At 30.9% G+C, this 23,544-nt stretch carries 22 protein-coding genes; 17 read left to right on the forward strand and 5 right to left on the reverse strand.

Going from position 1 to position 23,544, the window contains the following annotated elements; translation table 11 throughout:
* Positions 1 to 210 precede the first annotated feature (210 nt).
* Positions 211 to 723, reverse strand: a complete 513-nt coding sequence (locus tag ACFCYN_RS18865) for a GNAT family N-acetyltransferase (protein ID WP_375950983.1) — start codon at positions 721 to 723, stop codon at positions 211 to 213.
* A gap of 147 nt (positions 724 to 870) precedes the next feature.
* On the opposite strand from ACFCYN_RS18865, the gene ACFCYN_RS18870 reads away from it, so the two are divergent.
* From ACFCYN_RS18870 to ACFCYN_RS18930, 13 genes are all read left to right on the forward strand, one after another.
* Entirely contained in the window at positions 871 to 1,785 is a 915-nt protein-coding gene (locus tag ACFCYN_RS18870) for a LysR family transcriptional regulator (protein ID WP_172444818.1), read from the forward strand.
* Between the two features lie 57 nt (positions 1,786 to 1,842).
* Positions 1,843 to 4,113, forward strand: coding sequence for an AAA domain-containing protein (locus tag ACFCYN_RS18875; RefSeq protein WP_375950985.1), 2,271 nt, complete (start codon positions 1,843 to 1,845; stop codon positions 4,111 to 4,113).
* A gap of 103 nt (positions 4,114 to 4,216) precedes the next feature.
* A complete protein-coding gene (locus tag ACFCYN_RS18880) occupies positions 4,217 to 5,392 on the forward strand; it encodes an amino acid deaminase/aldolase (RefSeq protein ID WP_375950987.1) in 1,176 nt (391 codons plus the stop codon).
* Positions 5,380 to 6,687 carry a D-arabinono-1,4-lactone oxidase gene (locus ACFCYN_RS18885; RefSeq protein WP_375950989.1) on the forward strand — a complete coding sequence of 436 codons (1,308 nt, stop codon included), beginning with the start codon at positions 5,380 to 5,382 and terminating at the stop codon, positions 6,685 to 6,687. Before ACFCYN_RS18880 ends, ACFCYN_RS18885 begins: the two co-directional genes overlap by 13 nt.
* 609 nt (positions 6,688 to 7,296) lie before the next feature.
* The gene (gene efeO / locus ACFCYN_RS18890) at positions 7,297 to 8,145 is read left to right on the forward strand and encodes an iron uptake system protein EfeO (RefSeq protein WP_172444814.1); all 849 of its coding nucleotides are present in this window, start codon (positions 7,297 to 7,299) and stop codon (positions 8,143 to 8,145) included.
* 1 nt (position 8,146) lies between these two features.
* Complete coding sequence (efeB, locus tag ACFCYN_RS18895; protein WP_375950991.1) at positions 8,147 to 9,397, forward strand: iron uptake transporter deferrochelatase/peroxidase subunit; 1,251 nt, start codon at positions 8,147 to 8,149, stop codon at positions 9,395 to 9,397.
* Positions 9,398 to 9,406: 9 nt separating this feature from the next.
* Positions 9,407 to 11,119 carry an FTR1 family iron permease gene (locus ACFCYN_RS18900; RefSeq protein ID WP_375950993.1) on the forward strand — a complete coding sequence of 571 codons (1,713 nt, stop codon included), beginning with the start codon at positions 9,407 to 9,409 and terminating at the stop codon, positions 11,117 to 11,119.
* A gap of 676 nt (positions 11,120 to 11,795) precedes the next feature.
* Positions 11,796 to 12,314 carry a peptide-methionine (S)-S-oxide reductase MsrA gene (msrA, locus tag ACFCYN_RS18905; protein ID WP_375951037.1) on the forward strand — a complete coding sequence of 173 codons (519 nt, stop codon included), beginning with the start codon at positions 11,796 to 11,798 and terminating at the stop codon, positions 12,312 to 12,314.
* 98 nt (positions 12,315 to 12,412) lie between these two features.
* Entirely contained in the window at positions 12,413 to 13,852 is a 1,440-nt protein-coding gene (locus tag ACFCYN_RS18910) for an MFS transporter (protein WP_375950995.1), read from the forward strand.
* Positions 13,853 to 13,876: 24 nt separating this feature from the next.
* The gene (rarD, locus tag ACFCYN_RS18915) at positions 13,877 to 14,812 is read left to right on the forward strand and encodes an EamA family transporter RarD (RefSeq protein ID WP_375950997.1); all 936 of its coding nucleotides are present in this window, start codon (positions 13,877 to 13,879) and stop codon (positions 14,810 to 14,812) included.
* A 30-nt stretch (positions 14,813 to 14,842) separates the two neighbouring features.
* Positions 14,843 to 15,319 (forward strand): Cys-tRNA(Pro) deacylase, encoded by a 477-nt coding sequence (gene ybaK / locus ACFCYN_RS18920; protein ID WP_375950999.1) that lies wholly within the window; start codon positions 14,843 to 14,845, stop codon positions 15,317 to 15,319.
* A gap of 21 nt (positions 15,320 to 15,340) precedes the next feature.
* The gene (locus ACFCYN_RS18925) at positions 15,341 to 15,601 is read left to right on the forward strand and encodes a DUF1294 domain-containing protein (RefSeq protein WP_098120837.1); all 261 of its coding nucleotides are present in this window, start codon (positions 15,341 to 15,343) and stop codon (positions 15,599 to 15,601) included.
* Positions 15,602 to 15,831: 230 nt separating this feature from the next.
* Positions 15,832 to 16,131 carry an SMI1/KNR4 family protein gene (locus tag ACFCYN_RS18930; protein WP_375951001.1) on the forward strand — a complete coding sequence of 100 codons (300 nt, stop codon included), beginning with the start codon at positions 15,832 to 15,834 and terminating at the stop codon, positions 16,129 to 16,131.
* 40 nt (positions 16,132 to 16,171) lie between these two features.
* Here the strand turns inward: ACFCYN_RS18930 and ACFCYN_RS18935 are convergent, their stop codons facing one another.
* Both ACFCYN_RS18935 and ACFCYN_RS18940 read right to left on the reverse strand, forming a co-directional pair.
* Positions 16,172 to 17,395, reverse strand: a complete 1,224-nt coding sequence (locus ACFCYN_RS18935; protein ID WP_375951003.1) for an MFS transporter — start codon at positions 17,393 to 17,395, stop codon at positions 16,172 to 16,174.
* A 130-nt stretch (positions 17,396 to 17,525) separates the two neighbouring features.
* Positions 17,526 to 18,710, reverse strand: a complete 1,185-nt coding sequence (locus tag ACFCYN_RS18940; RefSeq protein ID WP_375951005.1) for an alanyl-tRNA editing protein — start codon at positions 18,708 to 18,710, stop codon at positions 17,526 to 17,528.
* Between the two features lie 158 nt (positions 18,711 to 18,868).
* On the opposite strand from ACFCYN_RS18940, the gene ACFCYN_RS18945 reads away from it, so the two are divergent.
* From ACFCYN_RS18945 to ACFCYN_RS18960, 4 genes are all read left to right on the forward strand, one after another.
* Positions 18,869 to 19,126 (forward strand): autorepressor SdpR family transcription factor, encoded by a 258-nt coding sequence (locus ACFCYN_RS18945; RefSeq protein ID WP_098120833.1) that lies wholly within the window; start codon positions 18,869 to 18,871, stop codon positions 19,124 to 19,126.
* A 17-nt stretch (positions 19,127 to 19,143) separates the two neighbouring features.
* Positions 19,144 to 19,782, forward strand: coding sequence for an SdpI family protein (locus ACFCYN_RS18950; RefSeq protein WP_172444804.1), 639 nt, complete (start codon positions 19,144 to 19,146; stop codon positions 19,780 to 19,782).
* A 124-nt stretch (positions 19,783 to 19,906) separates the two neighbouring features.
* Positions 19,907 to 21,529, forward strand: coding sequence for an ABC-F family ATP-binding cassette domain-containing protein (locus tag ACFCYN_RS18955; protein ID WP_172444803.1), 1,623 nt, complete (start codon positions 19,907 to 19,909; stop codon positions 21,527 to 21,529).
* A gap of 107 nt (positions 21,530 to 21,636) precedes the next feature.
* A complete protein-coding gene (locus ACFCYN_RS18960) occupies positions 21,637 to 22,092 on the forward strand; it encodes a YkvA family protein (RefSeq protein WP_172444802.1) in 456 nt (151 codons plus the stop codon).
* A gap of 63 nt (positions 22,093 to 22,155) precedes the next feature.
* Here ACFCYN_RS18960 and ACFCYN_RS18965 read toward each other — a convergent pair whose 3' ends face one another.
* Positions 22,156 to 22,632, reverse strand: coding sequence for a nucleoside deaminase (locus ACFCYN_RS18965; RefSeq protein WP_172444801.1), 477 nt, complete (start codon positions 22,630 to 22,632; stop codon positions 22,156 to 22,158).
* Between the two features lie 335 nt (positions 22,633 to 22,967).
* Positions 22,968 to 23,294 carry a hypothetical protein gene (locus ACFCYN_RS18970; RefSeq protein WP_172444800.1) on the reverse strand — a complete coding sequence of 109 codons (327 nt, stop codon included), beginning with the start codon at positions 23,292 to 23,294 and terminating at the stop codon, positions 22,968 to 22,970.
* Between the last annotated feature and the right edge of the window lie 250 nt (positions 23,295 to 23,544).

A 23,544-nucleotide genomic window follows, 5' to 3' on the forward strand; every position in this document is an offset into this window, starting at 1 on the left:
CAGCCAAGGGCGATCAGGTTTATAGGATATTTTTTTATTGGATTTATTGTAATTACGACTTTAGTCCTTTTAATTGCAAATTTATTATATAATTAATAGTTTTTTTACCGATAAGTAATTGAACTGTTTCAAATAAAATTAAAAGGGCATGTTTTGAAAATACAATCAAAACATGCCCTTTCATTATCTTCATATTTTTTAAATGTTTATTTAATCTTCTACAGGTTCTTTAGGCCCATTAAGTTCTAATTGATAAAAAGCTAGGTCAAGCCATCGATTGAATTTATATCCGGCTTTATTTATAGTACCTGAATGGACAAATCCAAAGTTTTTATGCATAGCAATACTTTTTTCATTTTCAGCATCTATACCAGCTATCAATGTCATGTATTCTCTTTTTGTCGCAATGGCAATTAATTCTTTCATTAAAGAAGTTCCGATGCCTTTTTTTCTAAACTCACTATTTACATAAATAGAATGTTCAATCGAGTATTTATAGGCTGGCCACGCTCTAAATGGGCCGAATGTAGCAAATCCAGCCACTTTTTCATCTATTTCGAAAACGATGATTGGAAAACCTTCTTGCATCTTTTGGTCAAACCAAATTTTTCTATCTTCTAGTGATTGAGGTTTATAAGAATACACTGCCGTTGTATTAAGAATTGCATCATTATAAATCGCTAAAATGTCTAGTAAATCCTCTTTAGTTGCTTCCCTAATCATTTTTTTCTTCCTCTCATATGTGATTGTTTGTTATTACATATTTTAAAACTTTTCACCCAAACCGTAAAATTGAAATTTTTAATCATTTGCTATAGATTAAAGTTATAGCAAAAAAATCGACAAAATATATATAAAGACGGTGAATACATGAAACTCCAGCAGTTTCGATATATAGTGGAGATTGCAAAGCACAATTCGATTAGTAAAGCAGCGACTGCACTTTTCGTAACACAACCTAGTATTAGTAAAGCTGTGCGTGATCTTGAAACTGAGTTAGAAATCATGATTTTAGATAGAACGAATAAAGGTGTTGTCTTTACAAAAGATGGTACTGAACTATTATTTTACGCTAAAATGCTTTTAGAACAAATGGAATCTGTTGTTCATCATTTTCACAAAGAGAAAACAACTGACTCAACTAAGCTATCCATTTCTTCCCAACATTATGGTTTTGCAATCGAGGCATTTGCAAATTTAATGAATTATTTTGATGATCAGAAATATGAGTTTGCGATTCGAGAAGGTAAGACGACTGATGTAATTGAAGATGTTCATTCTTGTAAAAGTATTCTTGGAATTTTATCGCTAACTGAGCTAAATAAACATATTTTTGCACGATATTTTACGTCAAAATCACTAACATTTAATCCTATTGCTACTTTGAAACAGCGCGTCTTTTTGCGAAAAGAACATCCATTAGCTCATCTTGAATCGATTAAATTAGATCAGTTAACTAACTATCCATATTTGACATACCAGCATGATGACATGTTATTGCACTTTGCAGAAGAAGCACTTGATGTAGACAATATTGGAAAACTTGTTTATCTCCAAGATCGAGGGGCAATGAATAATCTTCTTTCAAATACAGATAGCTATAATCTAGGAACAGGCTGTATTGTTCACAACTATATGAATCCAAATATTATCTCAATTCCACTTGAAGGAGCAAACCTAGTTCAGATCGGCTGGGTGAAGAGAAATGATGTGTTTTTACCAGCAGAGGCACTTGTTTATATTGACTTTTTAAAATTAGCATTAAAAAAATCTATACCTAATTAAAGTGAATGGACAAGCGGTGTATAAGTTCAAATTTTTTAAACTAGTAAGGTGAAATATATGCTTAATAAACTTAGTGACGTAAATAATTTAATTACAGAATGGCAATCAGCAATTGAGGCAGAACGAAATTACCTGAAATTTCATGGGGGAAGGAGCTATACCCTTACAAAGGGAACTCCTTTATATCAAATTGGACAAAGTACGGTAATCTTATTTACGATTTATGCAGAAATTTTTGTTCCAGAAGGCACACCTGTTCGAATCAAAATAGAAAATCAAGAATTTCAAGGCGAGTTGTTATCATTTAAGGGATCACAAGTCGAAATAAAAATAAATGAAAGTTTCCAAACGACAATTCCATATGCTGAACTTTTTAATGAACCATGGGAGTTATTAGATCAGTTAATTGATCGACTTGAGGAGATTAAAGATTATCGAGGTAAACAAAAAAGAATACTGAAATTAATGAATGCTGATTCGACTGCTAAGCATTTAACTAAAATGAAAAAGGATACTTCAGTCATACAGGAGTTAATTTACCGTTCCTTTTATAATGCAACAACCTATATTTGGGGACCGCCTGGTACTGGAAAGTCATATAATTTAACGAAGATTATTTTAAAGCATTACGAAAAAAATAAATCTGTATTAGTTATTGCTCATTCAAATGCGGCAGTGGACGTTTTAATGAAGAATGTTATCCATGAATTAGAGCAGAAAGAAAAATGGAAAAGTGGAGAAATCGTCCGATACGGCTATACAAAAGATGAAGTATTGCTACAGCATGAAGACATTCTTTCATCAAAGCTTGTTGAAGTAAGTGGTGAGATAAACCATGATGAATTGGAAAATTTGGATGAACGAAAGCATTCTATGTTAAAAAAAGCAAGAAGGGGAGCGGCTTCGAAACAAGAATTAAATGATCTGAGTAGAATTCAAAATAAGTTAAATAAAATTCGAAGTGAGATCCGTGAAAAAGAAAAAGAGTTAATCGATCAAGCAAAAGTAATTGGAACTACATTATCAAAATGTTCAATTGATCCATTAATTTATTTAAGACAGTTTGACTTAGTAATTGTTGATGAAATCAGTATGGCATATACACCACAAATTGCATTCGCTGCAACTTTAGGAAAACGAATTGTCGTATGTGGAGATTTTAAACAATTGCCACCAATTGCGTCTTGTTTTCATAATGATTATGTAAAGAAATGGCTTCAAGAAGATTTATTTCATCATACGGGGATTGTCCAAAAAATTGAAAAAGGTGAACCATTACCTAACTTAGTTTTGCTAAATAAACAAAGAAGAATGCATCCTGCCATATCGGGATTTACGAATAAAGAAATTTACCAATCATTAGTATTTGACCACCCATCAGTAAAAAGAAGACAAGAAATTGCAAAGCATAGACCTTTTCCTATGAAAGCAAATAGTTTAATTAATTCACAATTTCTAAAAACATATGCTTTAAAAGATTCAAATACAAATTCAAGATATAATTTAGGAAGCGCGATTATTGCCATCCAATGCATTCTTACAAGTATAGTAGATGGAGTTTTGTCTATTGGTATTGTCACACCATATAGAGCTCAAGCAAAATTACTTGCTGCTCTACATAAAGAAATAATCGGTAAAACAAAATATAGAGAATTACCAATTCAAATCGCAACAGTCCATCGATTTCAAGGAGCGGAATGCGATGTGATCATTTTTGATTCTGTTGATACATATCCACAATATTCGCCTGGATTATTACTAACAGACCAAAATAGTGAGAGATTAATAAATGTTGCACTAACTAGGGCGAGAGGCAAATTTATTCATATTGCAGATATTCCTTTTGTCAAAAATAAAACAAAACCAAATAAAGCGATCAATAAATTAGTTCAATATCAAGTTAATCATGATCACAAAGTGGATAAAGAAGAATTCAATAAACTATTTACGAAAAGTATTTCTAAGAGGTTGAAATTATTTTTTAATGATTCAACTGAAGGCATAACTGAATTAGTGAATGATTTAAAAAATGCAAATAAAAATATAGTTGTTTCAATGCCAAATTTATCAACTATGTCATTGGAAATTCGAAAAATCATAAACGAAATCGAAATTCCAATTTTATTTATAAGTGAAGCTCATTTCGAAAAACAAAAGAATAGAAGATTTATTAAAAAAGATCAAGTTCAACCGTTTATTATGATTGACAATGAGGTACTTTGGTACGGTATTCCTATGTCAAATGTGAGCTTAAATCAATCAAATAGTTCAGTAAGATTGCAAAGTCCTTTAACTATACAAGTATTAAAAGGGTTTATCGATTTTTAAAAATTACATGGAGCATATTCTATGTAATTTTTTTTATTCTTATTAATTCAAGTTTTGCATAAATTAATAATAAAAATGCTAAGGGATAGGGACAGGTGAATAAATGGTCGATCGATCGGTTTTTACTAAAATGTCTATGCCATGTGCTTTTTTAGATTGGGATGCTTTTGTTAAAAATGTTGATGATATTGCAAAAAAATCAAACGGTAAAAAAATAAGGATTGCTACAAAGTCGATTCGTAGTGTACAAGTATTAAATTATATTTTAGAAAGCGATGAATGTTTTGAGGGGTTAATGTGTTATAGCCCACATGAGGCAGACTTTCTTGCCGAAAATGGTTTTGATAATTTGTTAATGGGCTATCCAACAGTTGATGTAAGTGGCTTAAATAAAATTGCCTTACAAATAAAAAAAGGTAAAAAAATTATTTGTATGGTTGATGAGACGGAACAAATCGGCATGATTGAAAAAGTTGCAGCAAAAAATGAGGTTGTCATTCCTCTTTGTATTGATGTTGACATGAGCACTTCTTATTTGGGGTTTCATTTTGGAGTAAGAAGGTCACCGATAAAAAATACAAGAGATTTAGTACCAATACTCACACATATTTTGCAATCATTGAATGTTCGCTTAGAAGGAATTATGGGATATGAAGCCCAAATTGCTGGGGTTGGCGACGATGCAAAAAATAGGTTTATAAAAAATAAAGTCATTCAATATCTTAAAAAGAAATCCTTAAGTGAAATTGCAAAAAGAAGAAAAGATATTGTTAAATATATTGAAAAAGATGGTTATCAACTTGATTTTGTAAATGGTGGTGGGACAGGAAGTCTTCAATCAACTTCGAATGAAAAAGTAGTTACAGAAGTTACGGTTGGGTCAGGATTTTATTCACCAACATTATTTGATGAGTACAGGAGCTTTCAATACGAACCAGCAATTGGTTTTGCATTACCAATTATTCGAAAACCAGCAGATAAAATTTTCACATGTACAAGTGGAGGGTTTATAGCATCAGGTGCAGTAGGGCAAGAGAAATTGCCAACTCCATATTCACCAACACATTGTACCTTATTGCCATTAGAAGGTGCGGGTGAAGTGCAAACACCAGTTTATTACTCAGGTCATGAAAACTTAAAAATAGGCGATGCAATTTTATTTAGACCAAGTAAAGCTGGTGAGATTGCTGAACGATTTTCAGAGCTTTATGTTGTCAGTAAAAATAAAATAATTGACCGTTTCACAACATACCGAGGAGATCGGGGGTGCTTCCTATGAAAAGTATGTTGTGGAAAAACTGGTCTGGAAGTGTCAAATTTAATCCGAAACAAGTAATGTACCCAATAACGATTGAAGATGTTGTAAACATCGTTAGCATGGCTAACTCGGAAAGAAAAAAAATAAGAGTAGTTGGATCAAGTCATTCATTTACACCTCTTATAGCTACAAATGACTATTTAATTTCACTAGATAACTTAAGTGGCGTTATTTCAATTAATAAAGAAGAACAAACTGCTGAAGTTTGGGCGGGTACTAAATTAGAGCAACTTGGATTTGAATTGTATGAATCAGGTTACTCACAAGAAAATTTAGGTGATATAAATGTTCAATCGATTGCTGGAGCATTTTTAACTGGCACGCACGGTACAGGCGTTAATCACGGAATATTATCAACACAAATTGAAGAGATGACAGTAGTATTACCGTCTGGGGACATACTAGACTGTTCAAAAACTAAAAATACAGATCTTTTTAGGGCAATTGGTGTATCACTAGGTTTACTAGGAATCGTTGTTAAATTTAAAATTAGAATAAAACCTGCTAAAACATATCGTTATGAAAGCAAAAAAGTAAATACTGATGAAATCTATAGTAATCTATCAAATTTGAAAAAAGAAAATGAACATTTTGAGTTTTACTTATTTCCATATTCAAATAATGTTCAAATTAAGCTAATGAATGAAACAAGAACGAAGAAGCATTCATTTAAGTTTGAAAAATGGAAAGTAGCAACACTTGAAAATAAAGCATTTTGGTTGTTAAGTGAATTTAGTAGAAACTTCCCAAAAAGTAGTCCTCAAATTAGTAAAATAAGTGGTAGTAGTGTTCCAAACACTAATATGATCGGTCCTAGTCACAAATTATTTGCAACAACACGCAATGTGAAATTTAACGAAATGGAATATAATATTCCTGCTGAAAAGATGGATGAAGCAATTTTAGAAATTCAAGAAGAAATTCAAAATAAGAAATTTAACGTCCATTTCCCAATAGAATGTCGCTTCGTAAAAGGAGACAATTTTTTAATTAGTCCAGCTTCAATGCGGGATTCAGCATATATCGCAATCCATATGTATAAAGGCATGCCACATCAAGAATATTTTAATAGAATAGAAGAAATTCTCCAAAGCTATAACGGCAGACCTCATTGGGGTAAAATGCACTCAATGAATCTTGAAAAACTAAACGAAGTATATCCTCTACTTTCTAACTTCCTAAGTATTCGCTCTCAACTAGATAAGAATGATATTTTTGCTAATGCTTATTTGACTAAATTATTTCAGATTGGGTAGTTGATCGGGTTATGGACTATATTTGAGTATGGTTCCTTCTTAATAATGCTTATTATCTTACTCGTTATGAAGCCTTTATGAGTAACAATTTTTCGGATTTGAGCTCTTTTAGTTACTCATGAACTCTCTATGAGTAACTATATTTCATATTTCATCCGTTTTAGTTACTGATGAGCCCTCCATGAGTAACATTTTTTTACATTTCAGCCATTTTAGATACTCATGAATCCGCTATGAGTAACATTTTTTCATAATTCAACCTTTTTAATTACTAACGAGCCATTCTTGAGTAAGTTTCATTTTCACATTAAATTACTATCGCGTGAATGGAGCATGAGTGACTTCAATTCATTTTTCAATATTGACTAGATTGTATTTCAACACCGAGAAATGACTGAACTATTATTCAGTCATTTTCTATTTGTAAATAGGTAAAAGTTATCAATTTAAGAATCTAGTTTGGGTCAAAATATAACTCTCAAATAACTAAAATTGTATTTTTTATAAATTCTAATTGAAAATTTTTATCAATTGTATTATGATAATAACTGATAATAGTTATCAATATCAGTTACATATACTTAATTTAGATTTTTCGGGGGTATTTTCATGAAGAAGCAAACTACAATAATCGCAATTTCACTTGCTACAAGTTTAATGATGGCAGGCTGTGCACAAAAAAGCGAAGAAGCTAGTAATGTAAAAAAAGATTCAAAAGTAGAAGCAAAAATTAACTTAGATAAAGAGATTAGTAATTATAGAGATTTTGTTGTATCACAAACTGAGGAGTTCGTTGCGAATACTCAAAAATTTGTAGATGCAGTAAATAAAGGAAACATGGCTGAGGCAAAACGATTATATCCAATTAGTCGTTCATATTATGAAAGAATTGAGCCAGTAGCAGAATCATTCGGTGATTTGGATCCAAAAATCGATGCACGTGAAGGTGATGTTCCTGCTAATGAGTGGACTGGATTCCATAAAATTGAACAAGTACTTTGGGTTCAAAATACTACAAAGGGACTTGAAAAATATACAGAGCAGTTAATGACGGATGCTAACTATTTAAGAGCAAAAGTAGAAACGGCTAAAATTGATCCAGTATTATTTGTAACAGGTCCAGTAGAACTATTAAATGAAGTATCATCTTCAAAAGTAACTGGTGAGGAAGAAAGATATTCTCATACAGATTTAGCTGACTTTGCTGCAAATGTAGAAGGTTCAGATAAAATTGTTCAATTATTATCAGATAAATTAAAAGCAAAAGATGCTGATTTAGCTTCAACGATTGAAAATCGTTTTAATGATTTAATGACAACATTAAATACTTATAAAAAAGGTGATCAGTACGTTGATTACAAACAGTTAAAAGAAGATGAAGTGAAAAAATTAGCTCAACAAGTAGATGCATTAGCAGAACCAATTTCTCAAGTTGGGTCAACATTAGGGGTAAAATAATATGAAAAAATTAGAAACGAATAAAGTTTCTAGAAGAGATGCATTAAAATTGATTGGAGTAGGAGGGGCAGGCTTACTTATTGGTGCTACAGGAATTGAAGCAGCTACTGATAAAGTAACTAATTTCTTTTCACCTGCAAAAGCGGATGCAAAGGAGATTCTTCCTTTATATGGAAAGAACCAACAAGGGATTACAACTCCTGCTCAAGATTTTATGTATTTGGCGTCATTCAACCTAGAGACTACTTCAAAAGCAGATGTCAAAACAATGTTTAAAAAATGGACTGAAGCAGCTTCATTAATGAGTGAAGGAAAAGAACTTGGTGATTCTGAATTTCCGACATCTCCACCAGTTGATACTGGTGAAGCAACAGGTCTACAACCTATGAAGCTTACGTTTACATTTGGTGTAGGTCCTTCATTTTTTGATCGACTATCAATTCAATCAAGAAAACCATCTCAATTAAAAGATTTACCTCATTTCCCTGGTGATGACTTAAGAGAGGAATGGAACGGTGGTGACATCGTTGTTCAAGTTTGTGCAAACGATCAACAAGTTGCTTTCCATGGCGTAAGAAACTTGATTCGCGTTGGTCGTGGAACTGTTACCTTGAAGTGGATGCAACATGGATTCCAACGTTCATCAGGTGCTGATCCATCTGGTAGTACGCCTAGGAACTTGATGGGTTTCAAGGATGGTACAGGAAATCCAGACACAAAAGATGAAAAAGAGATGAATACTCATATTTGGGTACAAAATGGCGATGGACCAGCTTGGCTGACAGGCGGTTCGTATCTAGTTGCAAGACGAATTCGTATTCGTGTGGAGGAATGGGATCGTAGTTCTTTACAAGATCAAGAACAAACATTTGGACGACACAGAGCAACTGGTGCACCAATTGGTGAAAAAAATGAGTTTTCAAAAATGGATTTAAAGAAAAAAGATGATAACGGGAAATTATTAATTCCTGCTGATTCACATGTTGCTTTAGCAAGAGGAAAAGGAAACATTAAAATTTTAAGAAGATCTTATTCATATACTGACGGACTTGATATTCAAACAGGAAAACTAGATGCGGGCTTATTATTTGTTAGTTTCCAAAGAGACTTAGAAAAACAATTTATTCCATTACAAGATAAATTAGCAAAAATGGATTTATTGAATGAGTATATTGAACATAATGGTAGTGCTGTTTTTGCATGTTTTCCAGGAATTAAAAATGGTAGCTATATTGGCGAAGGATTACTTTAGGTGAATTGCATGAAAAAAAATATATTTTTAATTATAAGCCTACTATTTTTTAGTTTAATCGTTAGTCCGTTTAATAAAGCGTTCGCTGAAACTGATTTACAAGAACAAGTACTTTCACATATTGGTAACTCATTAACAGAAGTTAAAAATGGTGAAAAAGATAAAGTAAAAACAGATTTATTAGCAATTAAAGAATTAATTAAAAATGAAAAGAAAACGTCAAAATTAAATAAACTTGTTGATCAGGCGATTAAAGATATTGACCAAAATGATTTAACAACTGTAAAAGATGATGTACGTTCAATCGCTTTTGAAACAGAAAATTGGATCGAAAATACGAATGATAAAAAAGATCTTTCACAAATTAATCTTAGTAAACTAGTCGCTCATTTAAATAATGTTAAAACATTATCAAATGAATCAAAATGGGCTGATGCACAATCAGAGTATAAGCTTTTTGAAATTGAATGGTCTAAAGTAGAAAACGATATTAGAAAAGCAAACAGCGGATTTTATGGTTCAATTGAAGCGAATATGATCACTTCTAGATCGGTTTTGTTTACAGATCAACCATCAATGACAAAAGTAAACGATTCTTTTACTAAATTAATTGATGTATTGAATAATCCAAGTAGCAAATCATCAAAAGAAGTTAGCATTGAAAAAGCAATTAATCTATTAAATCAAACAATCAGTTCTTTAGAGTCAAATGATGTAAAGAAAGCACAAGCTACATTTAATCAATTTATTCAAGACTGGCCTTATGTAGAGGTATTGGTTCAAGCAAATTCAATGGAATTATATAAACAGATTGAAAATGATACATCGATTGCTTTAACTCAGTTAACTGAAAAGCCTAGATCGTCTACAACGATGAAAACATTAAAACAAATTCAGACCAATTTAAACTTAGCAACAAAGAAAACATCATATACGATGTTTGATGCAGGAACAATTGTCTTTCGTGAAGGTTTAGAGGCTTTAATTATTATTTCTGCTTTACTTGCATTATTATCAAAAGGAAAGCAAGAATCTGCACGTAAATGGATTTTTGTTGGTGGTGCTTTTGGTATTTTAGCTAGTTTAGTAGCAGGTTTACTATTCCAATTCTTATTATCTAAAATATCTGCTGGTATTAGTAATCAATTAATTGAAGGAGTTTCTGGACTTATTGCTATTATTTTTATGTTAACGGTTGGCTTATGGCTACATAAGCAATCTCGTCAACAAGAATATGGTAATAAGATGAAAGAAAAAGCAAAGGCAGCTATTGCAGGTGGAGGAATACTTTCACTAAGCTTACTTTCATTCTTTGCAGTATTTAGAGAAGGTGCTGAAACAGTTGTATTTTATATCGGTATGAGCTCTTCAATTACAGCGAAAGAATTAATTACTGGTTTTGCTGGCGGAATCATTTTACTAGTCATTATTGGAGTATTCATCCTTAAAGGTAGTAAATTCATTCCATTAAAACCATTTTTCACAATTGCAAGTTTATGTATTTATTACTTAACGTTTAAATTTATTGGTCAAAGTATACACGCATTACAAGGAATCGGCTACTTACCTGACCATATGAGTACTATTTTTCCAACAGTGCCTAAACTAGGGATCTATCCATCTCTAGAAAGCATCATTCCACAACTTATTTTATTATTATTTGTAATTTGGTTGTTTGTTGGAACTAGAATTATAAAGCATAATAAATCAATTGCTGCGTAAAATTGGTGAGAAAACAGACATATTTGTCATTTGTAACGACAATTTATGTCTGTTTTTTTTATCGTTTTTTTAGTAAAGCATTCTCTTTGTGCTGAATATTGTTTCATTTTTGTTCAAGGAAAATTCATCTAATCATCACAAAACTGTCAATAGCTAGCCGTCTCTATAAACCAATAATAAATTACCATAAATAGGAATTATTGGAAAAAATGAGAAACCAGGTATTTGATAGTGGAAAGAGTATTAGTCAAATCAAAAGTAATTCTACTTTTCCTTGTAATGTTTTTGTTTTTTTGATGTGTATGTTCCTAAAGGAAGTGCTATAATTGCAACTCCTCCTACTGGTGGATCATTAAATGGTGCTTTAAGACAAATACTATAAATAAAAACATGAAAACCGTAGTCACATTATTGACTAGGGTTTTTACTTTGCTGACAAATGAACAGTATAAGGTGATATCCACTAATACAAAGCCAAAATTCTTTAACCTTTTAATGAAACTCTTTAATAATCAAAGTTTTTAATAACCTTTAAATTAATATTGAAAAAGCATGGTAATTTTGAGCTAAAATATTTAAAAATTCATTTAAAAGAGATAAGATAGGATTAAAGAAATATGTCGGTTTTACATAATAATATTATGTAAACTAGGTATTGTAAGGAGGATTTAAAATGATTCAAAAAGCTACATTTGCTGGTGGTTGTTTTTGGTGTATGGTAACACCGTTTGAGGATTTACCTGGTATACATGGTATTGTTTCAGGTTATATGGGTGGAGAGTTAGAAAACCCAACGTATGAAGAAGTTAAAAAGGGAACTACAGGTCATTATGAAGTAGTTCAAATTACTTTTGATGATGAATTATTTTCATACAACAGACTGTTAGAATTATTTTGGCCGCAAATTGATCCAACAGATCCAGACGGTCAATTCCAAGATAGGGGTTCACAGTACAAAGCTGCAATCTTTGTTCATAATGAATCTCAGCTTAATGAAGCAATGGAATCAAAAGAAAAATTAATTCAAAGTAATATTTTTAAGAAACCGATCGTCACTGAAATTTTACAAGCATCTACTTTTTATGAGGCTGAGGAATACCATCAAGACTATCATAAAAAAAATCCAAAACACTATAAAGAAGACAGAGCTACGTCTGGTAGAGATGAGTTTATAGAAGAAAATTGGAAAAAGTAGGCTAAGAAATAATAGAAGCTCCATTAGAGCTTCTATTATTTTTAAGGCAGTATTGGGAAAGGGCTTTTCTGATCACTGCTTTAGAACGGGGGTATATTATGGAAACCAATCGGAAGTTGGTAACAATAGGGTTGCTTGTAGCTGTTACTTTGTCTGCTATTGAAGGGACAATAATTACAACGGCTACACCAACCATTACGACAGAATTATCTGGTGTTAAGCTGATGAGTTGGATTTTTGCGGCTTATATGTTGGCAATGACTGTTACGACACCGATTTATGGGAAGCTATCGGATTTATTTGGTCGTAAAAATTTATTAATGTTTGGAATTATTCTATTTATTTTTGGTTCAGTATTATGTGGTTTTTCGCAAAATATGGGGCAATTAATTTTATTTCGCACAATTCAAGGGCTAGGTGCAGGAGCTGCATTACCTTTAACGATGACAGTAATAAGCGATCTGTATCCTTATCAGGAACGAGCTAAAGTTCAAGGGTATATTAGCGCAGTGTGGGCAGTTTCAAGTGTAATTGGGCCGTTAGTAGGAGGCTTTTTCGTAGACTTCATTTCTTGGCGTTATATCTTTTTTATTAATTTTCCATTTGGTATCATTTCTACTATTCTATTTTGGAAATATTATCATCAAAAAATTGAGCATAAAAATGCTATTTCGATAGATTATTTAGGATCAATACTTTTTATCTTAAGTACTTTATCTGCTTTATATGCATTAGTAGTAGGCGGAGAGCAACATAACTGGACTTCTCCAAACCTAATTTTTCTATTTGTATTTGCCATTATTTTATTTGCATTATTTCTATTTGTTGAAACAAGAGCTAAGGAACCATTATTACCACTTTCTCTTTTCAAAATCCGAAATTTAGTCGTTACATATGCAGCAATGTTTATTGCACACGCACTTCTAATATCGATCGAAGTATATTTACCCGTTTATAATCAAAGTGTGTTTGGACTAAGTGCAACGGAATCTGGTTTAATGTTAATTCCACTTTCATTCGCTTGGACATTAGGTTCATTTTTATCAGGTCGTTTAATTAAAAAAATGAAAGCAAAGAGTATCATCTTATTAGGTGCTTTTTTATGTATAATTGGTGCATTAGGGATGAACATTTACCATGATTCAAAAGTATTACTTTATCCATTTAATGCATTTTTAGGCCTAGGCTTTGGATTATCCTTTCCAATCTATATGATTCTTATTTCTTCTGCAGTAGAAATGAATCAAAGGGGTATTGCAATTGCTGCAAATTCATTTTTAAATACTTTTTCTCAGACAATCTCGGTTGCTGTTTTAGGTACCATTTTTACGATAAAGACATCCGAAGTATTGAATGGCCATAAATTAGTTTTAGGTGCTCAAAATCAAATCAATCATTTATCAACAGTTAAAGCAGTAACAGCTGGTTTTGAAATCATTACTTTATTTATGGTGGTCTTTAGTATCATTACGTTTATTTTTGTCTTTTTTCTACCGTCTGATCAATCAGAAGAAAAAAAGGTTGATATAGCACATTAATAATGAATAGAAAGCTGGGAGAGAATGAACAACACACTTAAAGGGATTTTGTACGGTGTACTTGCATACGTGGTTTGGGGAGTATTACCAATTTATTGGAAACTAATTCAAGATATTTCACCTTTTGAAATATTAACACATCGTATTATATGGTCTTTTATAACTTTACTACTTTTCATTCTTCTTACAAAAAAATTAAAAAAGTTTAAAATTACTTGGAAACAAGTTGTAAGTAATAAAAAAGTATTAGTTTCAATGATTGCTATTTCATTATTAATTAGTTCAAATTGGTTAATTTATATTTGGGCTGTCAATTCAAATCATATTCTTGATGCGAGTTTAGGCTATTATATTAATCCATTAGTTAGTATTATACTTGGTGTAATCGTATTAAAAGAGTCATTATCAATTTGGCAAATTGTGTCAGTTTGCTTAGCAACAATTGGAGTTGCGTATTTAACAATTATGTCAGGGACTTTACCAATCATTGCGATCGTTTTATCCTTAACTTTTGCATTTTATGGATTATTGAAGAAAATCCTTAATATCGATGCTTTTTTAAGTCTTACAATTGAAACATTATTAGTTTTTCCTGTTGCCTTATTTTACTTTGGATATCTAACATATAAAGGACAGGCGGGACTGATTCATAGTGCCCCAGTCGAGCAATTATTAATAGTAGGTGCAGGTTTAGTAACAATCATTCCATTATTATTTTTCGGGAAAGCTGCACAAATGATCCCGTATACTTATGTTGGATTTTTGCAATTTATCTCGCCAACGATTAGTTTAATTATAGGGGTTTTATTATATAATGAAAGTTTTTCAAAGAAAGATTTTGTATCATTTTCATTTATTTGGCTAGCATGTATCGTATTTGCTGTGTCAACTACGCCGTTTATGAAATCAATTGAACAAAAGCTTAAAAAACGAAATAAGAAGCAATCAATATCTGCTTAAAATTATGTTGAAGCTTTGAAAGGAGTAAAAATGGCAATAAGTAAAACGAATGCAATGAGAATTTTAGATTCCAAAAGAGTAAATTATACAACGTTAAATTACGAAACGAATGATGGCAAGATTGACGGTGTTTCAGTTGCTAATAAAATAAATAAAGATCCAGAATTAGTTTATAAAACACTTGTTTCAATTAGTCAATCGAAAGGAATCTATGTATTTGTCATTCCAGTTGAAAAAGAATTGGATTTAAAATTAGCTGCAAAGGCTGCTGGAGAAAAGAAAGTAGAATTATTACCAGTTAAGGATCTTTTACCTAATACAGGATATGTTCGAGGTGGTTGCTCACCAATAGGAATGAAGAAGCAATACCCTACATTTATTGAGGAATCTGCTAATAATATAGAAGAGATTATTGTTAGTGGAGGAAAAATAGGTATACAACTCCAACTGAATGTAAATGATTTAATACAAACAACCCGTAGCAAAACAGCAAAAATTTCAAAATAAACGTGGGTTTGAGAGGTCCATATGGTAGGGTATTTTAATTTTTATTTAGTAATAGTTAGCATCGTTTCATTTGCGATCATGGGTATCGATAAATCTAGGGCAAAAAGAAAAGCGTGGCGAATTCCTGAACGTATTTTATTTTTATTTGCTATTATAGGAGGCTCAATCGGTTCAATATTAGGGATGTATTATTTTAGGCATAAAACAAAACATCCAAAATTTGTTTTCGGTTATTGGATTATCCTATTTATTCAATTTGTTATCTATTTTTTCTTACTTTAATTTCATGGGATAGTCCTCTTTAATTTGTATAAAATATTTTTATGACAATTTAAGGAGGCGAATGAAATGGGTCGTGGGAATGGTGGAAGAAAAAATAACTCAAGTCAAAAACAACCGAACTATGAAGATAAGTCAAATTTATCTGAATCAAAAAAAGCACAAAAGTAAAACAGTTAGCCTGTTATCACTTTGTTGATACAGGCTTTCTTTTTTGGAAAAGAGGAGTAAAAATGCAAAACGAATGGTATTCAAGAATTAAAGGACTTGGCATAGATGAAGTTTCTAATGAAAATATGACAATTTATTTTATTAAAGAAGAAGATGTAAGTGAAGCAAAAAAAGACTTAAGTAAAAAAATACAATGGAATGACAATTGGTTAATAATCGGTTTCGACGATGAGACTGATGATGTCATTTATATAAACGAAGAATCAGGGGAAGTTTGTACAGCCTATGAATTTGAACGAAAGTGGGAAGTAGTGACTTTGTATTCAAGCGTGAATGAATTTTTAGCCACATATGGATATTAAAAAAAAGTATGAATTCAACTTGAATTCATACTTTTTTCAATTACACAGATATTTTTTGGTCCTTATTAATAAATTCAGTTTTAGATTTTTTCTCAACATATAATAATCTAGTAAGTATCATTAACGAAATAGTTCCAAAAATTAAAACCATATAGCGTAAACCAATCGTATCTAAAAATAAACCAGTGCCTAAAAGTACAATTTGAAATGTTACTCGGTCATACATACTCCTAAATGAGAAAAGTCGACCATGATAGGATTTATCAATTGAAGTTTGGAATACTGTTGAACAAACAGGAAAGAAACAACCAACTGAAAATCCAAAAATTGCAAATGAGATCAGTGTTAAATAATGGTGATTCGCAAAAAATAGTGTAAGTTGTGCAAAGGCTACTAAAAATGTTGAAAAGTACAATAGCTGTTTATTCGTGAATTTTTTTGTTAAGCGCTTAATGACAAATGCACCAATCATGAAAGAGATACCTTCAGTTGTATAGATAAGGCTCTTAATTGAAGGGTCATGCTGAAGATCACTTATTTCAATTACAATTAAATTAAATCCACCAAGGAATAAAACCGGAATCAGATTCAAAATAAATAAATTTAATATTGTTGGACTTTTTCTAATAAGTGCAAATACTTCTGAAAATCCTTTATCTTCTTTCGATTTTTTGTGCTTTTTCACATTTATTGGTTTAATAGTTGGTTCTTCAATTCGTAAAAAGAAGGTCATTAAAAATAAAAATGCGTAGGCGATCATGCTCATTCCGTACATATTTGATAAACTAGTAGATACAACTAAAACCCCACCAATTGACGTTCCAGCTATTCTAGAAATTGTAGAAATATTCATATGAACCCCATTTAGTGTCAATAATTGTTCGTTTTTCACAATCATTGGAATAACCGCTTGAAGCGCTGGGAAATAAAAAGCAGCAGAAATTTGTAGCATTATTAAAAATAAAACCATGAAAATAATGCTTTCATACTTTAATGCAAAAAACATAAGAATGACACTTAAAGTGCGACCTAATCCACTAATTAATAAAATCTTTTTCTTTGAAAATTGATCAATTAAACGACCTGACAATGGACCAACTAATACTCCTGCTAATAAACCGAAAAATAAAATTAACGATTTAAAAAAATCAGAAGGTACATGTTTTTGCATAAATTCTAAATTTCCGATAATTCCGAACCAAAGACCTATACCAGCCCCAAATTCACCGAACAACACGATCCAAACGTTGCGGTTTTTCCACATATAAATTTCTCCCCATCTACCCTAAATATTATTCGACAAAATCTATTATCGCATCAATAGTATAAAAAGACTATGTAAAATCTAAATAAAAATAAAAAAGTAGAAGCGATTACTTCTACTTAAATCTCACTTATGCCTTTACTTGTTGATAAAGAGTACTTTTTAGTAAATTTTCTGCTTCATTTAATTGAATTGAAGTCTCAAATGTTGCTTGTGCTTGTTGAGCACTGCCGCCACCTTTACCCTCAACTTGTTTTAGTAAATTTTTGATTAGCTCTCCACAATGAATCTCATTTTTAAGCTGATTTATTACTAACAATTTATTTTCTTTTTCGCTTGAAAAAACAAGTAATGAAGGTTTTTTAGCTTGGATTGCTTTTGCAAGTATTTGTAAGTCTTTTACCGATTCTTCTGTAAAGGATTTAATGACGATATCATTAGTTGCACTTAATAGTAGCTCATTAGAAATTGACTCAAAAATAGTTGCTTTCATTTTTTCGATTTCTTTTTGTGCTTCTTTTAATTCGTTAATCGTTTGCTCAACTTTATCGACTAAGATTTCAGAATGTGAATTCAATAATTGATTAATATTTGTTATTGTTTTACTAGTTTTTTGAATTTCTTCTATTGCTCTGAAGCCGCATTTAAAATGAAGTCGTGTTGTTTGTCTAACTTTCTCAGTCTTAATTAGTTTTATTAAGCCAATTTCACCAGTTTGCTTTACGTGAGTACCACAGCATGCAGATAAATCGGTATGTAGAATCTCAACTATTCTTATGTTCTCTTCAACCTTAGGCAATTTGCGTAACTGAAGCGAGTTTAATTCATCTTTATTAACAAAGTAGGTTTTAATTTCATCGTTAGCCAGAATCTTTTCATAAACTGCTCGTTCAATTTTAGTTAATTGATCAGCAGAAAGAGAAGGAGTATCTAAATCAATCGTAACGGTCTCTTTTCCTAAATGAAAACTAACTGTAGGGATATCAAATAATTTGATAATTGTAGCAGAAAGTATATGCTGGCCACTATGATGTTGCATATGATCAATTCTGCGGTCCCAATTTATTTCACAATTTACTTCCAGTTTAGTTGGTTTTTCTTTTAAAACATGGATAACTTCCTCATGATCCTCTAATAATTCAACAATTTCAATTCCATCAATTGTACCGAAGTCTGAAGGTTGCCCACCGCCCTCAGGATAAAATGCAGAATCCTCAAGCTTAATATGAAATAATGAATCAACTTCTTTTATTTCTGTAATTTTAGTCATCCAATTTTTTAATGATGGTTGTTCATAATATAGTTTATTTGCCATTTTAAACCCTCTAATCTTTTAATTTCTTATTTTATATAGAAACTATTTAAAAACTAAAAATAATATAGTTCTAATTTTAGCATAATTGACAATTGCATAAATAGATTTTAGTATTTAGTTAATTAACTAAATACTAAATCTTATTTGAGGTGTGAAATGTGAATGAACTATTTAAAGCACTTTCGGATCCAACGCGAAGGAAAATTTTAGATTTATTAAAAGAGAACGATTTAACTGCCGGAGAAATCTCAGAACAATTCGATATGTCAAAACCAAGTATTTCTCAACATCTTAAAATATTAAAGTCAGCTCAGTTAATTCAAGATGAAAAGAAAGGGCAGTTTATTATCTATTCTTTAAATATGACAGTTTTTCAAGAAATTATTAGTTGGGCGTATAGTTTTAAAGAAAAATAAAAGGGAGGAGACCTATCTTGAAAAAGCATATAATAGCAATTTTACTATTTATTTGTTCACTAGTATTATGGATCGTTAACTTTCATGATCTACCAAGTCAACTTCCTGTTCATTGGGATTTTTCAGGTCATGTTAATAATTACGATTCGAAAATACAAACATTTATTGAGTTGCATGTCATTATGATTTTTGTTTATTTATTACCAGTTTTTACACCAAAGATTGATCCTAGAAAAGAGAATTATAAATTTTTCCAAAGAAGCCTATCCTTTATGGCAACAGGAATATTATTTATTTTCTTTTTAATTAATATGAGTGTTTTATTTTATGGTTTAGGTTATAACATTCATATTGGACAGATGAGCTTTTTATTTATTGGATTTTTGTTTATGTTTCTTGGAAATTATATGCCACATGTTCGTTCAAATTATTTTATAGGCGTTCGTACACCGTGGACATTAAGTAGCGAAAATGTTTGGAAAAAAACACATCGCGTTAGTGGAAGATTATTTATGATCATTGGACTATGTTTCTTATTGCTTTATTTGATGCCAGTGAGCAACAAGGGAATGGTTGTGATTCCATTGATTATTTTATTAGTCGGGGTCCCGACAATTTATTCATATATCGCTTTTAAGAAAGAGATGAAAAATTAATAATTGTATGTTTTTAGTAAAAAAAGGATATTGTTTTTGAAATTATTTTAGAAAAAATTTAATTTCTTATTAAAATATGGTATTGTAAAGAGTAGAGCAAAAGAGTTGGAGGAATAAAATTAATATGATTACAGTTTCTAATGTTAGTTTGCGTTTTGCGGACAGAAAATTATTTGATGATGTTAATATAAAATTTACGCCAGGTAACTGTTACGGTTTAATTGGTGCGAACGGTGCAGGTAAATCTACTTTTATTAAAATTTTATCTGGTGATATCGAGCCTTCAACAGGCGATGTAATTGTAACACCAGGTGAGCGTCTTGCAGTATTAAAACAAAACCAATTTGAATATGAAGAGTTTGAAGTTCTTCAAACTGTTATTATGGGTCATACTCGTTTATTCGAAGTAATGAAAGAAAAAGATGCAATCTATATGAAGGAAGACTTCACTGAAGAAGACGGCATGAAAGCTGCAGAACTTGAAGGTGAGTTTGCAGAGTTAAATGGTTGGGAAGCTGAATCAGAAGCTGCGATTTTATTAAAAGGTCTAGGCATTACTGAAGACTTACATTATAAAAAAATGGGCGAATTACAAGCTGGAGAAAAAGTAAAAGTTTTACTTGCTCAAGCATTATTTGGTCAACCAGATATTCTTTTACTAGATGAGCCTACGAATAACTTAGATCTTAAAGCTGTTCAATGGTTAGAAAACTTCTTAATTAACTTTGAAAACACAGTTATCGTAGTATCACATGACCGTCACTTCTTAAATCAAGTTTGTACACATATGGCTGATTTAGATTTCGGTAAAATTCAACTTTATGTTGGTAACTATGATTTCTGGTATGAATCAAGTCAATTGGCTCAAAGATTAATGTCTGATGCTAATAAGAAAAAAGAAGAGAAAATTAAAGAACTTCAAGGATTCATTGCACGATTTAGCTCAAATGCTTCAAAAGCAAAACAAGCTACTTCACGTAAAAAACTTTTAGATAAAATTACTCTTGATGACATCAGACCTTCATCTCGTCGTTATCCATTCGTTGGATTTACGCCTGAGAGAGAAGTTGGAAATGATTTATTAACAGTTGAAGGAATTTCAAAAACAGTTGATGGCGAAAAAGTATTAGATAATGTACGATTTACAGTAAATAAAGGTGATAAAATTGCTTTTGTTGGTAAAAACGATGTTGCAATTTCAACTTTATTTAAAATTTTAATGGGTGAAATTGAGGCGGATTCTGGTTCATTTAAATGGGGTGTAACAACTTCACAAGCATTCTTCCCTAAAGATAACTCTGAGTTCTTTGAAAAAAGTGATATGAACTTAATCGAATGGTTACGTCAATTCTCTCCACAAGATGAGTCTGAAAGCTTCTTACGAGGATTTTTAGGACGCATGCTATTCTCAGGAGAAGAAGTAATGAAAAAAGCTTCTGTACTTTCTGGGGGAGAAAAAGTTCGTTGTATGCTTTCAAAAATGATGTTAAGTGGAGCGAACGTATTAGTATTAGATGATCCGACTAACCACTTAGACTTAGAGTCAATTACAGCATTAAATAATGGTTTAATTGCATTCAAAGGTACTGCATTATTTACATCACATGACCATCAGTTCATTCAAACAATTGCAAACCGTATCATTGAAGTAACACCAAACGGTTTAGTTGATAAAGAGTGTACGTATGATGAGTTCTTAGAAAATAAAGATTTACAAAAGCAAGTAGAATCTTTATACAAAATGTAATTACGAATTTTTAATAACTGAAACCACTAATCATTAGATTAGTGGTTTTTTTCGGACTTTTATCTTCTTTTCATATTTGATAAAATAGAAAAAAGGGAGGAGAAAGAATGTCTGAGTTAAATAAAAATAAATTTTTTCAAAAATACTTAAAGAAGGCTTCTTCCTATTTAGGAAATAAAGAAAAATCTACTCATTTATTGAAAAAAGCAGCAAAGTTAGCACCTACTAAAAAAGGAGCACTTGGTGAAGCTTGGGAAAAAGTCAATTTGTTTATTGATTTATTTAAAGCATATATGAATGGAAGCTATCGAGATATTTCTACGAAATCAATTTTAACTGTAATAGGTGCATTAATCTATTTTGTAAGTCCGTTTGATTTAATACCTGATTTTATAGTAGGTTTAGGTTTTTTAGATGATGCAACAATTTTAGCTTATACTTTTAAACAATTAAATAAAGATATTGAAAAGTATAAAATTTGGAAAGAGATTGAGAAGGAAAAAGTTGATTCTTTAAATTTAGTGGAAATTGAACCGACAGAAGAAGAGAATAATTTAGATTAATTATTACAATTTTATAAATCAAAAAGGTTGCCATTGAGTAATAGGCAACCTTTTTATATTCTATTAAAAATTTGCATGTAGTTCATTACTGGACCATACTTTGAAAGGGTTTTCATAATCTTTTACATTAATAATAATTTGTTCGCTTGGTAATGTTCGATTCTCATATGGCAGAGAAAATTCGTCGTAAATATGTGCATCATCAAATCCAATATTCGCAGCATCATCTTTTGTGAAGAAATAATATATTTTTGAAATTTTAGACCAATAAGCTGCACTTAAACACATTGGACATGGTTCACAGCTTGTGTATAAGACAGCATCATTTAGTGAGGATGTACCTAAATTCTGACATGCATTTCGAATGGCTTGCACCTCAGCATGTGCAGTTGGATCATTTAAAGTTGTTACGCCATTAACACCGGCACCAATTACTTTCCCATCTTTTACAATTACTGCCCCAAATGGCCCACCATTTTTATTTAATAAATTTTCGTAAGCTAGTCTAACACTTAGTTTTATCCAATCAGAGTGCTTCAAACTAACACCACCTTAGTATTTTTATATCCTAAAAAATAAAAAGGTTTGATTGTTATTTATTAAAATTTCTCCACAATCTCTCCTATTAAATAAGATCTCTTATAAAATGTATTGATAAACCACAATCACTCCAAGATCCTTATATGTTCAAAAAATTAACTTATTCTATTTGTACACGAATTTACAATATTTAAGAACAAATTAATCTTTCAAGTTTAAGAAATTACTACTTAATCATATGGAATTTGTGATTTTTTTTCTATGCAAAGAGATGGAGAGGTGAGTATAGGCTGATTGTAATTAAACTGCTTAAAGAACAAATTAAAACATCTGTTTTATGGCAAAGAGCTTTTACCTTTATTCACTCTTGAAATGAAAAAAAATAATAGCCCTAATAAAATATAAATTATCACTGGAATTAACATAGTGCCCATATTATACAAATATGAAATTGGCAAGATCACAGCTAAAGATGATGTTAAAATTCCAATAATCAATATTTTTTTTGAACTTGCACTAATTATACCTTGAGCTATAAAAACTAATGGGAAAAACAAATAGATTCCTACTATAATATTTTTGCTTTCTGGATTCATAGTATCAATCAAGATAAAGATGAAAATTGCTAATCCAGGTAGAGTGATTCTTAATAGATTACTCATAATGCGCTCCTTTTCTTTTTAAACTTTTTACTTAACTAGATAGTTTAACGAAAAACATCAACATACTAAATAAGTATGAGTGTCATTTTAAATTAAATTAATAAAGATACAATGGAATATTAAATTATTCACAGAATTGTAAGTATATTATGTCGGAAAAATGTATTATAAATGACGCATGTATACTTATTTTATTTGGAATTGTAAATTTAAGGATTAATGCAAGTTTTGTAGATTTGTAATATAAAAA

The sequence above is a fragment of the Gottfriedia sp. NPDC056225 genome, from assembly GCF_042267765.1.
Taxonomy (GTDB): domain Bacteria; phylum Bacillota; class Bacilli; order Bacillales; family Bacillaceae_G; genus Gottfriedia.